The 14,559-nt window shown below is 72.5% G+C and carries 11 protein-coding genes, 1 tRNA gene and 1 pseudogene; 8 read left to right on the forward strand and 5 right to left on the reverse strand.

The window, feature by feature from the left end; all coding sequences use genetic code 11:
* Window positions 1-15: 15 nt before the first annotated feature.
* Window positions 16-663, reverse strand: a complete 648-nt coding sequence (locus tag MID12_RS09755) for a TetR/AcrR family transcriptional regulator (RefSeq protein ID WP_263166209.1) — start codon at window positions 661-663, stop codon at window positions 16-18.
* Window positions 664-975: 312 nt separating this feature from the next.
* On the opposite strand from MID12_RS09755, the gene MID12_RS09760 reads away from it, so the two are divergent.
* Window positions 976-2,772: an FAD-binding dehydrogenase gene (locus MID12_RS09760; RefSeq protein WP_263166211.1), complete on the forward strand. Its 1,797-nt coding sequence runs from the start codon at window positions 976-978 to the stop codon at window positions 2,770-2,772.
* A 147-nt stretch (window positions 2,773-2,919) separates the two neighbouring features.
* Here MID12_RS09760 and MID12_RS32410 read toward each other — a convergent pair whose 3' ends face one another.
* Both MID12_RS32410 and MID12_RS32415 read right to left on the reverse strand, forming a co-directional pair.
* Window positions 2,920-3,588, reverse strand: a complete 669-nt coding sequence (locus MID12_RS32410) for a BBE domain-containing protein (RefSeq protein WP_411577049.1) — start codon at window positions 3,586-3,588, stop codon at window positions 2,920-2,922.
* Window positions 3,589-3,882: 294 nt separating this feature from the next.
* Window positions 3,883-4,349 (reverse strand): annotated as a pseudogene (locus MID12_RS32415) (FAD-binding oxidoreductase); the annotation flags it as partial.
* A 292-nt stretch (window positions 4,350-4,641) separates the two neighbouring features.
* On the opposite strand from MID12_RS32415, the gene MID12_RS09770 reads away from it, so the two are divergent.
* Both MID12_RS09770 and MID12_RS09775 read left to right on the forward strand, forming a co-directional pair.
* Entirely contained in the window at window positions 4,642-5,697 is a 1,056-nt protein-coding gene (locus tag MID12_RS09770; RefSeq protein ID WP_040248948.1) for an ABC transporter substrate-binding protein, read from the forward strand.
* Window positions 5,698-5,770: 73 nt separating this feature from the next.
* Complete coding sequence (locus MID12_RS09775; RefSeq protein ID WP_040248951.1) at window positions 5,771-6,610, forward strand: siderophore-interacting protein; 840 nt, start codon at window positions 5,771-5,773, stop codon at window positions 6,608-6,610.
* A gap of 213 nt (window positions 6,611-6,823) precedes the next feature.
* On the opposite strand, the gene MID12_RS09780 is transcribed toward MID12_RS09775, so the two are convergent.
* Window positions 6,824-8,443 carry a beta-N-acetylhexosaminidase gene (locus MID12_RS09780; protein ID WP_040248954.1) on the reverse strand — a complete coding sequence of 540 codons (1,620 nt, stop codon included), beginning with the start codon at window positions 8,441-8,443 and terminating at the stop codon, window positions 6,824-6,826.
* A gap of 288 nt (window positions 8,444-8,731) precedes the next feature.
* Between MID12_RS09780 and MID12_RS09785 the strand changes: the two genes are divergently transcribed.
* On the forward strand, window positions 8,732-8,989 hold the full coding sequence (locus MID12_RS09785; protein WP_040248957.1) for a hypothetical protein: 258 nt from the start codon (window positions 8,732-8,734) through the stop codon (window positions 8,987-8,989).
* A gap of 107 nt (window positions 8,990-9,096) precedes the next feature.
* Window positions 9,097-10,914, forward strand: coding sequence for a glutamine--fructose-6-phosphate transaminase (isomerizing) (gene glmS, locus MID12_RS09790; RefSeq protein ID WP_263166217.1), 1,818 nt, complete (start codon window positions 9,097-9,099; stop codon window positions 10,912-10,914).
* A 35-nt stretch (window positions 10,915-10,949) separates the two neighbouring features.
* On the opposite strand, the gene MID12_RS09795 is transcribed toward glmS, so the two are convergent.
* Window positions 10,950-11,474, reverse strand: coding sequence for a universal stress protein (locus MID12_RS09795; RefSeq protein ID WP_040248964.1), 525 nt, complete (start codon window positions 11,472-11,474; stop codon window positions 10,950-10,952).
* Between the two features lie 914 nt (window positions 11,475-12,388).
* On the opposite strand from MID12_RS09795, the gene MID12_RS09800 reads away from it, so the two are divergent.
* From MID12_RS09800 to MID12_RS09810, 3 genes are all read left to right on the forward strand, one after another.
* Window positions 12,389-13,600 carry a helix-turn-helix domain-containing protein gene (locus tag MID12_RS09800; protein ID WP_040248967.1) on the forward strand — a complete coding sequence of 404 codons (1,212 nt, stop codon included), beginning with the start codon at window positions 12,389-12,391 and terminating at the stop codon, window positions 13,598-13,600.
* Window positions 13,601-13,609: 9 nt separating this feature from the next.
* Window positions 13,610-14,251, forward strand: coding sequence for an oligoribonuclease (orn, locus tag MID12_RS09805; RefSeq protein ID WP_263166221.1), 642 nt, complete (start codon window positions 13,610-13,612; stop codon window positions 14,249-14,251).
* 136 nt (window positions 14,252-14,387) lie between these two features.
* Window positions 14,388-14,460, forward strand: a tRNA-His gene (locus MID12_RS09810).
* Window positions 14,461-14,559: the final 99 nt, after the last annotated feature.

The raw sequence follows: 14,559 nt of genomic DNA on the forward strand, positions 1-14,559 counted from the left end.
GCCGCCGGGCGGTCCTCAGGCCCCCGGGCGGCGCAGGGAGGCGAGCAGCAGACCGACGAGTTCCTCGACGAGCTCGTCCAGGCTGGCGTCGACCCAGCCCGCCGCCCAGTCGTGCAGCAGGCCGTTGACGCTGCCGATGAAGGCGGCCGCCGCGAGGCTGTAGTCCCGGTCGGCCGCCTCGCCGCGCGCCCGCGCCGCCTCGGCCTCGGCGCGGATCAGCTCGATCCAGCGGGCGCGGCGGCTGAGCCGCTGCTCGTCCATGCGCGGGCTGATGCCGACGATCTCGGTGAAGGTGATCCGGATCCGGCGCGGGTCCGAGGTGACGCTGGCGGCATAGGCGCGGAAGACGGCCGCATAGCGCTCGGCGGCGGGCTGCCCCGCGGTACCGGCGAGCGCCTCGGTCACCGCCGCCTCGGCCCAGTCGTTGACCTTCAGGTGCAGGGCGGCGAGGACGTCCTCCAGGGTGCGGAACTCCTCGTAGAACTGCCGGGTGGACAGACCGGCGGCCTCGCAGAGGGCGGCGACGGTGGTCGCCCGGTAGCCGGGGCCCGCGCCGAAGAGCTCCAGGGCCGCGCCGAGAAATCTCTCCCGGCGCTCGGCGCCCCGCTCACTGGCCGTCTTGCCTGCGTAACGGCCGGTGGGCGGCCTGACCCTGCCCTTCATCCGCACCCCCTCCTTCGCACGGCGGCCATCTTCTCCTGTCCGGGGGCTTGAAGAAGCCCGCGCCCGTCATTACTTTCGAGTAGCCAGATCTGAACAGAGCCGTTTTCAGAATCCGGCACCGCCGCCCTCCCCTGCGATCCACGCCCCGGCGATCCGCGTCCCGGCGCGCCCCGGTCGAGGACTTCGCACGCCTTCACCCGCCTGCCCGCCTTGTCATGCCTGCCTCAATCCCCTCCCCCGATCTCCGGACGCCTCCGGTCAACTCGGCGGCGCCCGGGCCCACTTGATCCCTCCCGGCAGAAGGAGAGAGCCATGGAAGAAGAGTCCTCCAGGACGTCCCCGGTCAGCCGCAGGCGCCTGATGCAGGTCGCGGGCGGGGCGCTGGCGGCCGGTACGGCGCTGGGCGCGAGCCCGGCCTACGGCGCCGGGTCCCCGAAGGCGGACGCGGATGTGATCGTGGTCGGCGGCGGGCTCGCCGGACTGGTCGCCACCGCCGAACTGGCCGCCGCCGGACGCAAGGTGATCCTCCTCGACCAGGAGCCGGAGGCGAGCCTCGGCGGCCAGGCGTACTGGTCCTTCGGCGGCCTCTTCCTGATCGACTCGCACGAGCAGCGGCTGTGCGGGATCAAGGACTCGCTGGAGCTGGCCCGGCAGGACTGGCTCGGCACCGCGGGCTTCGACCGGGGCGTCGAGGACCGCCTCGGCGAGGACCACTGGGGCCGCAAATGGGCCGAGGCCTACCTGGAGTTCGCCGCCGGGGAGAAGCGGTCCTGGCTGTACGGGATGGGGATGCGCTGGGTGCCGATCGTCGGCTGGGCCGAGCGCGGCGGGCAGCTCGCGGACGGCCCCGGCAACTCGGTGCCCCGCTTCCATGTCACCCTCGGCACCGGGCCCGGCGTGATGGAGCCCTTCGAGAAGCGGGTGCGGGAGGCGGCGAAGAAGGGCCTGGTGAGCTTCCGCTTCCGGCACCAGGTGGACGAGCTGCTGCTCAGCTCCGGTGCGGTGACCGGCGTCCGCGGGTCGGTGCTGGAACCGAGCAACGCCGCGCGCGGCACGGCGAGTTCACGGACCAAGGTCGGCGAGTTCACGCTGAACGCCCCGCAGGTGGTGGTCACCTCCGGCGGCATCGGCGGCAATCTGGACCTGGTCCGCGCGAACTGGCCGAGCCGCCTCGGCTCCCCGCCGCGCACCATGGTCACCGGCGTCCCCGCCCATGTCGACGGCCGCATGCTGGAGATCGCCGAACGCGCGGGCGGCCGCCTGGTCAACCGCGACCGGATGTGGCACTACACCGAGGGCCTCAAGAACTACGAGCCGATCTGGGCGAACCACGGCATCCGCATCCTGCCCGCCCCCTCCTCCCTCTGGTTCGACGCCAAGGGCCGCCGCTTCCCGGCCCCCGCGATCCCCGGCTACGACACCCTCGGCACCCTGAAGATGATCAAGGACACCGGCTACGACTACTCCTGGTTCGTCCTCAACGAGCGCATCGTCAAGAAGGAGTTCACCCTCTCCGGCTCGGAGCAGAACCCGGAGCTGACCCGCAAGGACCTGGTCGCCTACCTCGCCAACCGGGCGCTCGGCCAGACCCCGGAGCCGGTGCAGAAGTTCCTCGACCGGGGCGAGGACTTCGTGGTCGCGGACACCCTGCGGGAACTGGTCGCCGGGATGAACGAGCTGACCGGCCAGAACCTCGTGGACCACGACGCGCTGCTGCGGCAGATCACCGCCCGCGACCGCGAGGTGGACAACCGCTTCGGCAAGGACACCCAGGTGATGGGCATCCGCAACTCCCTGGCCTATGTGGGCGACGACCTCTCCCGCACCGTCGGCCTGCACAAGATCCTCGACCCGGCGGCGGGACCGCTGATCGCCGTCCGGCTGAACCTGCTCAGCCGCAAGACCCTCGGCGGCCTCCAGACCGACCTCTCCGGCCGGGTGCTCGACGCCGACGGAGCACCGGTGCCGGGCCTCTACGCGGCCGGGGAGGTCTCCGGCTTCGGCGGCGGCGGGGTGCACGGCTACCGCTCCCTGGAGGGCACCTTCCTCGGCGGCTGCCTCTTCTCCGGCCGCCAGGCGGGCCGCGCGGCGGCGGCCGAGAGCGCCTGAACGCACCCGATGTCCGCCTGAACCGCCCTCGGTTCAGGCGGACTTGGGCAACTGCTGCCGGTGCGGGCCGACTTGGCGAACCCTCCTTCAGCCGGGCGGCGGCTCGGTGAACCGCTCCTCCGCCAGACCGACTTGGTGAACCACCCGTCAGCCAGGCGGACTTGGTGCACCACCGGCACCCCGGCCCGGCTCGGGCAGGATGTTGGCATTGCGGTGGAAGACATTGCCGGGGTCGTAGCGGGCCTTGGCGGCGGCCAGCCGGGCGTACTTGGGACCGTAGGAGGCGCGTACCCGGTCCTGCTCGCCCTGGGCCAGGAAGTTCACGTAACCGCCCGGGTTCGCCGCGTACGGGAGCAGTTCGGTCCACAGCGCCGCGGCCCAGGCGGCGTCCGCCCGCAGGCGCCGGGGTTCGAGGGCGAGGGCGGAGATGTTCATCACCCAGCAGGGCCGCCGCGCGCCGCCGAAGGCGGTGTCCTCCTCGGGCACCGCGGTATAGGCCCCGTCCAGGCGGAAGCTCGGGCAGAAGGTCAACGGCGAGGATCTGCCCGGCAGTTGGGCACCGAGCAGTTCGAGCACCGCGTCGTCCAGGACGGGCAGCGGCAGGGCACGGTCGTGGGCGAGGATCCCGTACGGGGCGTGGTCGTCGAGCAGGCGCTGGAGGTACCGGTACGGGATCGGGGCGCGCCGCTCGACCAGGGCGGGCGGTCCCTCGGCGAGCGGGGCGAGGGCGCGCGCATGCGCCTCGGGTCCGTCGAACCCGGCGACCAGAAGCGTGTGGCCGGGCCTGCCGCGGTGCTCCGGCGGCACCAGGGCCATCGGCGGCGCGGCCAGCCCGATGCCGGTGAACACCCCGGTCCCCGGCGGCAGTTCGGGCACCGTCTCGCGCAGCCGGCGCAGCACCGCGTCCCCGTCGGCGAGGTCCCAGAAGAAGAGGCCGAGCTGCACCTCGGGCCCGACCGGGTGCAGCCGGAAGGTGAACTCGGTGACCACGCCGAAGTTTCCGCCACCGCCGCGCAAGGCCCAGAAGAGTTCGGGGTGCTGGTCGGCGGCGGCCCGCAGCACCCTGCCGTCGGCGAGGACGGTCTCGGCGGCGAGCAGGTTGTCGCAGCTGAGTCCGTACTCCTCGGTGAGCCAGCCGATGCCGCCGCCGAGGGTGAGGCCGCCGACCCCGGTGTGACTGACGGTGCCGGACGGGACCGCGAGCCCGTACGCCTGGGTCGCCGCGTCCAGCGCGGCCAGGGTCGTGCCGCCGCCGCAGCGCACGGTGCCTCGGGGTCGACCCGTACCGCGTCGAGCCGGGTCAGGTCGAGCACGAGCCCTTCCGGGCAGACCGCGGCCCCGGCGGTCTGGTGGCCCCCGCCGCGCACCGAGACCTCCAGTCCCCGCGCGCGGGCGAAGTCCAGGGCGGCGGCCACGTCCTCGGGGCCGGTGCAGCGGGCGAGGAGCGCCGGGCGGTGGTCGACGGCGCCGTTCCAGACGGCACGGGCGGTGTCGTAGCCGGGGTCGGCGGGAGTGATCAGCTCTCCGGCGAAGGCGCGGCGCAGCGCCGCCGCATCCGGTGCGTGGACGCTGGTCATGGGCTTCCCCCGGGAGGCCGGGCGGCAGAGGCGCGGGATGCGGGCGCGCGGCGGGGATCGCGGGCGCCTGCTCCGGTTTCCACCGTAACCAGGGCCCCAGAGGCGCACAAATCACCCCGGGAGTGGAGGGGAACAGCGGCAACGGAACCCGGAGGGCGGGAAGCACGGACGGGCGGTGTGCGCAGTCGCACACCCGCGCCGGGGCCTCTCGACAGGGCGCGAAGTTAGGTTAGCCTAAGCCCGTTCCCTCCCGGAGCGGTTTCCGGCCGCGCCTCCTGAAAGCAGTTCAGCCATGCCTTCTTCACGCCCCTCCTTCCTGTCCGCCGGCGGCCCGGCCTCGCGGCGCAGCGTGCTCGCCGCCGGGGGTGCCCTCGGCCTCGGCGCCCTGCTGACCGCCTGCGGGGACAGCGACGCGGACCAGGAGGGCAAGGGCGGCTCGGACGGCGGGGGCGCCTGGTCCTTCCAGGACGACCGCGGCAAGAAGATCCGGAAGGACTCCGCACCGAAGAACATCGTCGCCTTCACCGGTGTCGCCGCCGCGCTGTTCGACTACGGCATCGAGGTCAAGGGCGTCTTCGGCCCGACGAGGACCAAGGACGGCAAGCCCGATGTGCAGGCCGGCGACCTCGACATCGACAAGGTCACCGTCCTCGGCAACGAGTGGGGCCAGTTCAGCGTCGAGAAGTACGCGAGCCTCGAACCGGATCTGCTGGTCTCCGGAGTGCTCGACGCCAAGGGCACCCTCTGGTACGTACCGGAGGAGTCCAAGGACAAGATCCTCCCGCTGGCCGACAGCGTCGGCATCAGCATGTACGACCGCGAACTCCCCCAGCCGCTGGCCCGGATGCTCGCCCTGGCCGCCTCGCTCGGCGCGGACGTGAAGGCCAAGAAGGTCACCGACGCCAAGAAGCGCTTCGAGGACGCGGCGGAGCGGCTGCGCAAGGCCGCGAAGTCCCGCCCGGAGATCACGGTCCTGGTCGGCTCCGCGAGCCAGGAGATCTTCTATGTCTCCGGCTCGAACCTCTCCCCCGACCTGGAGTTCTTCAAGTCGCTCGGGGTGAAGCTGGTCGAGCCGCCGGAGTCCGCCAAGAAGGAGAGCGGCGGCTGGTTCGAGAACCTCAGCTGGGAGAACGTCGACAGGTACCCGGCCGACGTGATCATGATGGACAACCGCACCTCGGCCCTCCAGCCCGCGAGCCTGACCAAGCCGACCTGGAAGCAGCTGCCCGCCGTCAAGGCGGGCCAGGTCATTGCGCGCGTCACCGAGCCCGTCTACTCGTACGCGAAGACCGCCCCGATCCTGGAGGACCTCGCCGAGGCCATCGAGAAGGCCGAGAAGGTCAGTTGACCGACCGGCCCGGGACGCGGTGCGGCGCCTCCCGGGCCCCCGCCCCGCCCCGCAGGACCGAGGAGCCAGCGCGATGACCACCACCGCCGAGACCCCCGTACGCGCCTTCGACTTCTTCGCGGTGCGGGTGGTGCGCACCCGGGAACTCAGCGCCGGGATGCGGCGCGTGACCTTCGGCGGCCCCGCGCTGGTGGACCTGGTCTCGGGTGGCCGCGACCAGAGCGCCTCGCTGTTCCTGCCGCGCCCCGGGCAGGAGGTCCCGGTGCTCCCGGCGGACCTGGGCGAGTCGACCTGGTTCGCCGCCTGGCGTGAACTCCCGGAATCCGTACGGGCGGTGATGCGCTCGTACACCCTGCGCGCCCAGCGGCCGGGGCCGGACGGCGGGGAGGTGGACATCGACTTCGCGCTGCACGGCGACGGCGGGCCCGCCTCGCGCTGGGCGGCGCGCGCCGAGCCCGGCGACCGGGCGCTGCTCCTCGGCCCGCGCCGCGCCGACAACCTGGGCGTGCGCTTCCGGCCGCCCGGGGACGCCGACCTGGTGGTGCTCTACGCGGACGAGACGGCGCTGCCCGCCGCCGCGGCCATCCTGGAGTCGCTGCCCGCCGGCACCCGGGTGCGGGCCTGGCTGGAGGTCGCCCGGGAGGCGGACCGGCTGCCCCTCGACCACGGCCCCGAGGCCGAACTCACCTGGCTGGTAAGGGAGTCGGGGGCACCTTCGGCGGCCGAGGCGGTGGCCGCCGGGCTGCCCGCCTGCGCGGCACCGTACGCCTGGATCGCGGGCGAGTCCGGCAGCGTGAAGGCGCTGCGGCGGCAGCTGGTGCGCGGCTTCGGCATCGACCGGCGGCGGGTGGCCTTCGTCGGCTACTGGCGCCGCGGCCTCAGCGAGGAGCAGCTGCGGGAGGCCGCCGAGTAAGCACGCGGCGGGCCCTCCCACCGCGCCCGGCGCGCCGGACCGCCCACCCCACTGGGCAGATGACTTAGGTTAGGCTAACCTGACCTTGTCGTTGCCAAGCCGCTCCTCTCCCGCCGGAGAGCGCGGCTCAGGACGGCCACGCACGAGACGCCCCGGAGTACGGTCCTCCGGGGCGTCTCGGTTTTCCGCGGACGGCAGCCGCGGTGTCCGGACTCAGCTGCTGGGCCAGGGCACCTGCGGGGACTTGTAGTAGCCGATGCCCAGCTCGTCCCAGCGCGGACCCTCGGCGGCCAGGCGCTGCCGGTACGCCTCCCAGTCGTGGCTCTCGGCGGAGGACCAGCCCAGCTCGGCGATGCCGGGCAGCCGCGGGAAGGCCATGTACTCCAGGTGCGCCGAGGTGGACAGGGTCTCGGTCCACAGCGGCGCCTCGACCCCGGCGACCGCCTCGGCGGGCAGCCCTTCGAGGTAGCTGCCCGGGTCCCAGTCGTAGGAGCGCTGGACCTCGACCAGGCCCGCCCAGGACAGGCCGAGCGGGGTGTCCTCGGTGTACTTCATGTCGAGGTAGGCCCGGTCGGCCGGGGAGAGCACCACCTTGGCGCCGTTCTTCGCCGCGTCCACCACCTGCTGCCGCTCCTCCGGCTTGGTGGCGTCGTAGCCCCAGTACTGGAGGGTGGCGCCCTTCGCCGGGGTCGCGCCCGCCAGCTGGTGCCAGCCGTAGACCTTCTTGCCGTACTTGGCGACCACCGGCTGCACCTTCTCCATGAAGGCGGCGTAGTCCTCGTGACTGGTGGAGTGGGCCTCATCGCCGCCGATGTGGAGGGTGTCGCCGGGGGTCAGCTCGGCGATCTCCCGGATCACGTCGTCCACGAAGTCGTACGTCACGTCCTTGCCGGCGCACAGCGAGCTGAAGCCGACCTCGGTGCCGGTGTACAGCGGGGGCGCGACGCCGTCGCAGTTCAGCTCGGCGTAGGAGGCGAGGGCGGCGTTGGTGTGGCCCGGCATGTCGATCTCCGGGATCACCTCCAGCTGCCGGGAGGCCGCGTAGGCGACCAGGTCCCGGTACTGGTCCTTGGTGTAGTGGCCGCCCTCGCCGCCGCCGACCTGGGTGGACCCGCCGTACTCGGCGAGCCGCGGCCAGGAGTCGATGGCGATCCGCCAGCCCTGGTCGTCGGAGAGGTGCAGATGCAGCTTGTTGATCTTGTACATGGCGGCCTGGTCGATATAGCGCTTGACCTGGTCCACGGTGAAGAAGTGCCGGGAGACGTCGAGCATCACGGCCCGGTGCGCGTAGCGCGGCACGTCCTCGATGGTGCCGCCCGCGACCAGCCAGGGCCCGCGCTGGGCGGTGCGCCGCTCGACGGCGGCGGGCAGCAGCTGGCGCAGGGTCTGCACGCCGTGGAAGAGCCCGGCGGATTTGCGCGCGGTGATGGTCACGGCGGAGCGGCCGCTGGTCAACCGGTAGCCCTCGTCGCCGAGTTCGCGTGCGCCGGGGCTCAGCTCCAGGCGGATGCCGTCGCCGCCGCCGCGCCCGGTCAGCGGCAGGTCCAGGCCGGTGGCGGGCCGCAGCAGCCCGGCGAGGTAGCTGCCGACGCCCTGGGCGCCCTTGCCGCCGGTGACCCGGATCCGGGTGTCGCCGGTCAGCCGGTAGGGCGCGCCGCCCGCCTCGACCGAGGAGGGCGCGGGGATCACCTGGTCGAGGCCGCGCGGCTGCCCGGCCGGGGACGGCGCCCCCGGGGAGGCGGCGCCGACGGAGCCGAAGGCGGCCGCCGAGACGAGGAGGAGTGCGCCGAGGATGCGGCGCGTGCGGGCGGGGGTTCTGGGGTGCTGTCTCACAAACGGTCCCTTCGGCAGGAGCCCCTGGAGGTGGGGAACAGCGAACGGGGACTATCGGTATCGCGCACCCCCCAAGTGGTCAAGACCACTCACACGGGATGCGGCGGCGGGAACCCGCCCGACGAGGGGATTCCGGGCGCCGGCACCCGGCCCACCGGGCGCTTCGGAGCCGGGCGCCTCCCGCACCTGTCACCGGAATGCCGGATTCCGTCGAGGTCCAGGCCTGACACGTGCCCGATATCGGGCAGGATTCTTGCGAAAGGCCCGCCACTCCCCCAGGATCGTCCCGTGCACGAGGACCTTGTCGATCACCTGACCCGCAGTACGCCGCTCAGCCGCGGCGAGGCCCTGCGCGTGATCCAGGACGTCCTCGCGTACTTCGACGAGACGGCCGAGGACTTCGTCCGCCGCCGCCACCGCGAGCTGCGGGGCCAGGGCCTCGTCAACGCGGCGATCTTCGAACGGATCGAGGCGGACCTGGCCTACCGCGCGGTCGCGCCGCCCCAGCTCACGCTGAGACAGCTGCGCCGCATCGTCTACGGCTGACCGGACCGCCACCCGGACCGTGCCGTACCGGCGCCGGCCGCCCTCCGTACCACCCGCCGCGTACCGCCCACCGCGTACGCACCGAACTGCAAGGGGAGCCCGAGAACATGTGCGGAATTGTGGGATACATCGGCAAGCGCGATGTCGCACCGCTGCTGCTCGAAGGACTGCAGCGCCTGGAGTACCGCGGCTACGACTCCGCCGGTGTCGTCGTCACCGGACCCAAGGCCGCCGGTCTGAAGATGATCAAGGCCAAGGGCCGGGTACGCGACCTGGAGGCCCGCATCCCCAAGCGGTTCGCGGGCACCACCGGCATCGCCCACACCCGCTGGGCCACCCACGGCGCCCCCTCCGACGAGAACGCCCACCCGCACCTGGACGCCGAGGGCAAGGTCGCCGTCGTCCACAACGGCATCATCGACAACGCGGGCGACCTGCGCGCCAAGCTGACCGCCGAGGGCGTGGAGTTCCAGTCCGAGACCGACACCGAGGTGCTCACCCACCTCATCGCCCGCTCCTCCGCCGCCGAGCTGGAGGACCGGGTCCGCGAGGCGCTGCGCCTGGTCGAGGGCACCTACGGCATCGCCGTGCTGCACGCCGACTTCGCCGACCGCATCGTGGTCGCCCGCAACGGCTCCCCGGTGGTCCTCGGCATCGGCGAGAAGGAGATGTTCGTCGCCTCCGACGTCGCCGCCCTGGTCACCCACACCCGCCAGATCGTCACCCTGGACGACGGCGAGATGGCCACCCTCAAGGCCGACGACTTCCGCACCTACACCACCGAGGGCACCCGCACCACGGCCTCGCCGACCACCGTGGAGTGGGAGGCCGAGTCCTACGACATGGGCGGCCACGACACGTACATGCACAAGGAGATCCACGAGCAGGCCGAGGCCGTGGACCGGGTGCTGCGCGGGCGGATCGACGACCGCTTCTCCACGGTGCGCCTCGGCGGCCTCAACCTGGACGCCCGCGAGGCGCGCGCGGTGCGCCGGGTCAAGATCCTCGGCTGCGGCACCTCCTACCACGCGGGCCTGATCGGCGCCCAGATGATCGAGGAGCTGGCCCGCATCCCCGCCGACGCCGAGCCCGCCTCGGAGTTCCGCTACCGCAACCCGGTGGTCGACCCCGACACCCTCTACGTCGCCGTCTCCCAGTCCGGCGAGACCTACGACGTGCTCGCCGCGGTGCAGGAGCTCAAGCGCAAGGGCGCCCGGGTGCTCGGCGTGGTCAACGTGGTGGGCTCGGCGATCGCCCGCGAGGCCGACGGCGGCGTGTACGTGCACGCGGGCCCCGAGGTCTGCGTGGTCTCCACCAAGTGCTTCACCAACACCACGGTCGCCTTCGCGCTGCTCGCCCTGCACCTCGGCCGCACCCGCGACCTCTCGGTGGCCGACGGCAAGCGGATCATCGAGGGGCTGCGCAAACTGCCCGAGCAGATCGCCGAGATGCTGGAGCAGGAGGACGAGATCAAGGCGCTGGCTGAGGAGTTCGCCGAGGCCCGCTCGATGATGTTCATCGGCCGGGTGCGCGGCTACCCGGTCGCCCGCGAGGCCTCGCTGAAGCTGAAGGAGGTCTCGTACATCCACGCCGAGGCCTATCCCGCCTCGGAGTTGAAGCACGGACCGCTCGCGCTGATCGAGCCGGCCCTGCCGACCGTGGCGATCGTCCCCGACGACGACCTGCTGGAGAAGAACCGCGCGGCCCTGGAGGAGATCAAGGCCCGCAGCGGGCGCATCCTCGCGGTCGCGCACCAGAAGCAGGAGAAGGCCGACAGCACGGTGGTCGTGCCGAAGAACGAGGACGAGCTCGACCCGATCCTGATGGGCATCCCGCTCCAGCTCCTCGCCTACCACACGGCGCTCGCCCTGGGCCGGGACATCGACAAGCCGCGCAACCTCGCGAAGTCGGTGACGGTGGAGTAGGGCGCCCGCGGCCCGGGGCCGCCCCGGCCCCGGGCTCAGGGAATGGTGATGACGGGCCGCTGCGCACGCCGTGCGAGGCGGCCCGCCACCGAACCGAAGAGGCGGCCGACCAGTCCGTGCGTGGAGCCGACGACGATGGCGTCCGCCTCGTACTCCTTGCCGACCTCCTCCAGTTCGTGGCAGATGTCGCCGCCGCGCTCGACCAGGATCCACGGGACCTCGGAGAGGTACTCCGCGCAGGCCAGCTCCAGACCGAGCACCTCGGTGCGGTGGTCCGGGACGTCCACGAAGACGGGGGGCTCGCAGCCCGCCCAGACCGTGGTGGGCAGCCGGTTGGCCACATGGACGATGATCAGCCCGGAGCCCGAGCGGTACGCCATCCCGATCGCGTAGGCGAGGGCGCGCTCACTGGAGGTCGAGCCGTCGAAGCCGACGACGACTCCGTGCTGGAAGGCGGGATCGCAGGCATGGCGTGGTTCCGCTGTCGGCAGGGGCTCACCGGAGTGGTCGGCGAGCTGCCGCTTGCGGTCCGCTGGTTCAAAGGATTCGTGACCGGCCATCGGAGTCTCGGCTTACAAGGTCCTCAGTCGGGAGCGGCTGACGGGGCTGACTGTGAAGGTGCGCGGGTACAAGGAGTCGGGGCCCGTACGCGGAGCGTACGGACGGGGACGGACGAGCACCGAACTGCTGTGTCCGGGAATCGTCTTCCCTGGCCCATACCCCCAAGGGTACGGCTGCACTCCTCTCCGGCGAGGTCCGTCTGGACCCGTATACGGCGTTTTCGGGAGCATGCACGAGGCCGCGCCGGAAGGCAATGGTGGCTGGGGTGTACAGGCGATTTCCCTCGGCCTCCCCTCCGCTTCACCCGTGGTCCATGCACCCACCCGTACCCCGCCCGGGGCCCCGCACTCCCGGGCCGCGGCGGGCGGACGGCACCCGTCGCTTTCGTGACGACCCGGCCTCCGCCGCCGGTGGAGGAGCGGTGTCGGCGGCGGGTCCTTGGTGAAGATCCGCGCGGCGGGCGGCGGCGCAGTGGGGGCGCATGGAAGCGTGAGCCTCCACCGAAAGATTCGCGCCGTGCAACGCCGTGCTTCCCGGTTGCGCCCCGGCTGTTTTGAGCCAACTTCCCCGGGGGCTCCGAAAGTTGACCCGGTCGGCCGGCAATACCCTTCCGACCGGCCGGAATGGCGGCTCTTGGGGCTTGACGCGGCCCTCGGGCCCCCCGCGGCCGCCCGATTGATACCGGGCATACTTCGCCTCGCAACCCGCATTCGGGGCACTTTTCGAACGAACGCTTCACGCCAGGCGGCGATGTCGACATTGCTGCGGGTGCTGAACTGGTCACGCTGCTACCGAGGGACGCAGTAGATTCGATCATGACTGTATTACGGCGGGGGACTCGTGCAGGACCGAGGGGAAACGTGCAGGAGCGAAGCAACCGAGGAGCCGCGACCACCGAGGGGGGCTTAGCGTCATGAGCCACGACTCCACCGCTGCGCCCGATTCCACGGCCAGGAAGCTGTCCGGAAGGCGCCGCCGCGAAATAGTCGCCGTACTGCTGTTCAGCGGCGGCCCCATCTTCGAGAGTTCCATACCGCTGTCGGTGTTCGGCATCGACCGCCAGGACGCGGGCGTACCCCGCTACCGGCTGCTGGTGTGCGCGGGCGAGGACGGGGCGCTGCGCACCACCGGCGGCCTGGAACTGACCGCGCCCTACGGCCTCGACGCGATCTCGCGCGCCGGGACCGTGGTGGTGCCGGCCTGGCGCTCGATCACCGCGCCGCCGCCCGAGGAGGCGCTGGAGGCGCTGCGCCGGGCGCACGAGGAAGGCGCGCGCATCGTCGGCCTGTGCACCGGCGCCTTCGTGCTCGCCGCCGCCGGGCTGCTCGACGGCAGGCCCGCCACCACCCACTGGATGTACGCGCCGACGCTGGCCAAGCGCTATCCGTCGGTCCACGTCGACCCGCGCGAGCTGTTCGTGGACGACGGCGACGTGCTGACCTCCGCGGGCACGGCCGCCGGCATCGACCTGTGCCTGCACATCGTGCGCACCGACCACGGCAACGAGGCGGCGGGCGCCCTGGCCCGCAGGCTGGTCGTCCCGCCGCGCCGCAGCGGCGGCCAGGAGCGCTACCTCGACCGCTCGCTGCCGGAGGAGATCGGCGCGGACCCGCTGGCCGAGGTGGTCGCCTGGGCCCTGGAGCATCTGCACGAGCAGTTCGACGTGGAGACGCTCGCCGCCCGCGCGTACATGAGCCGCCGCACCTTCGACCGCCGCTTCCGGTCGCTGACCGGCAGCGCGCCCCTGCAGTGGCTGATCACCCAGCGGGTGCTCCAGGCCCAGCGGCTCCTGGAGACCTCCGACTACTCGGTGGACGAGGTGGCGGGCCGCTGCGGCTTCCGCTCCCCCGTCGCGCTGCGCGGCCACTTCCGCCGCCAGCTCGGCTCCTCCCCCGCCGCCTACCGGGCCGCCTACCGCGCCCGCAGGCCGGGAGGCGAGCGCCCCGCCGAGGTGGCCCCCATGGCGCTGCCGGAACCGCCGGTCCCCGCGCAGACCAGGCGCACCGCGGCGGCCAGCTCGCTGGGCCCCAGCGCCTCGATGCCGATGGACGCGCGGCCGCCGGAGTCGTACGTCCCGGGAAGCATGGGGCGCCCGAGCCTGCCGGGGCCGCGGAGCGCGCCGTAGGGTGAGCGCATGAACGATCGCATGGTGTGGATCGACTGCGAGATGACCGGTCTCTCGCTGGCGAACGACGCGCTCATCGAGGTGGCCGCACTGGTCACCGATTCGGAGCTGAACGTACTCGGCGAGGGAGTGGACATCGTGATCCGCCCGCCGGACGCGGCGCTCAAGACCATGCCCGAGGTGGTGCGCTCCATGCACACCGCCTCGGGCCTGCTCGAGGAACTCGCCGCGGGGACCACTCTCGCCGAGGCCGAGGAACAGGTCCTCACCTACGTACGGGAACACGTCAAGGAACCGCGCAAGGCCCCGCTCTGCGGAAACACCGTCGGGACCGACCGCGGCTTCCTGCTCCGGGACATGCCGACCCTGGAGGGCTGGCTGCACTACCGGATCGTGGACGTCTCCTCGGTCAAGGAGCTGTCCCGGCGCTGGTATCCGCGCGCCTACTTCAACAGCCCGGAGAAGAACGGCAACCACCGCGCGCTGGCCGACATCCGGGAGTCCATCGCCGAACTCCGCTACTACCGCGAGGCGATCTTCGTCCCGCAGCCCGGCCCCGACTCGGAGACCGCCCGCACCATCGCCGCCCGGCATGTGCTGCCCAAGGAGGGCGGCGGCGAGCAGGGCGGGCAGCCGGCACCCTCCGCCTGAGGGGCGTCCGGCCCGGCGGACCGCGGGCCGCCCGGCCGCCGGCCCGGAGGAAAGGCGGGCGCGAGCACCCGCCGGGACCCTGTACACTTTTTCTCGGCCGGTAGGGGACTCCCCAGGGAGCACCAAGCCGGTCGTGGTGGGTGTAGCTCAGCTGGTAGAGCACCTGGTTGTGGTCCAGGAAGTCGCGGGTTCAAGTCCCGTCACTCACCCTCGAACGATCAAGGCCCGGTCCGGGAAAGCGGACCGGGTCTTTTTCGTGGTCGGGGGCGGGGGCCTGAGGCTCGGGGCACCGGGACGGCTCCGCCCCT

The organism is Streptomyces sp. SCSIO ZS0520, from assembly GCF_025643355.1.
Classification (GTDB): domain Bacteria; phylum Actinomycetota; class Actinomycetes; order Streptomycetales; family Streptomycetaceae; genus Streptomyces; species Streptomyces physcomitrii.

Coding starts and splice junctions, on each gene's coding strand:
- glmS (WP_263166217.1), top strand. CDS start 9,097: ATGTGCGGAATTGTGGGATACATCGGCAAGCGCGATGTCGCACCGCTG.
- MID12_RS09800 (WP_040248967.1), top strand. CDS start 12,389: ATGAGCCACGACTCCACCGCTGCGCCCGATTCCACGGCCAGGAAGCTG.
- MID12_RS32410 (WP_411577049.1), bottom strand. CDS start 3,588: ATGGCCCTGGTGCCGCCGGAGCACCGCGGCAGGCCCGGCCACACGCTT.
- MID12_RS09760 (WP_263166211.1), top strand. CDS start 976: ATGGAAGAAGAGTCCTCCAGGACGTCCCCGGTCAGCCGCAGGCGCCTG.
- MID12_RS09795 (WP_040248964.1), bottom strand. CDS start 11,474: ATGGCCGGTCACGAATCCTTTGAACCAGCGGACCGCAAGCGGCAGCTC.
- MID12_RS09755 (WP_263166209.1), bottom strand. CDS start 663: ATGAAGGGCAGGGTCAGGCCGCCCACCGGCCGTTACGCAGGCAAGACG.
- MID12_RS09775 (WP_040248951.1), top strand. CDS start 5,771: ATGACCACCACCGCCGAGACCCCCGTACGCGCCTTCGACTTCTTCGCG.
- MID12_RS09770 (WP_040248948.1), top strand. CDS start 4,642: ATGCCTTCTTCACGCCCCTCCTTCCTGTCCGCCGGCGGCCCGGCCTCG.
- orn (WP_263166221.1), top strand. CDS start 13,610: ATGAACGATCGCATGGTGTGGATCGACTGCGAGATGACCGGTCTCTCG.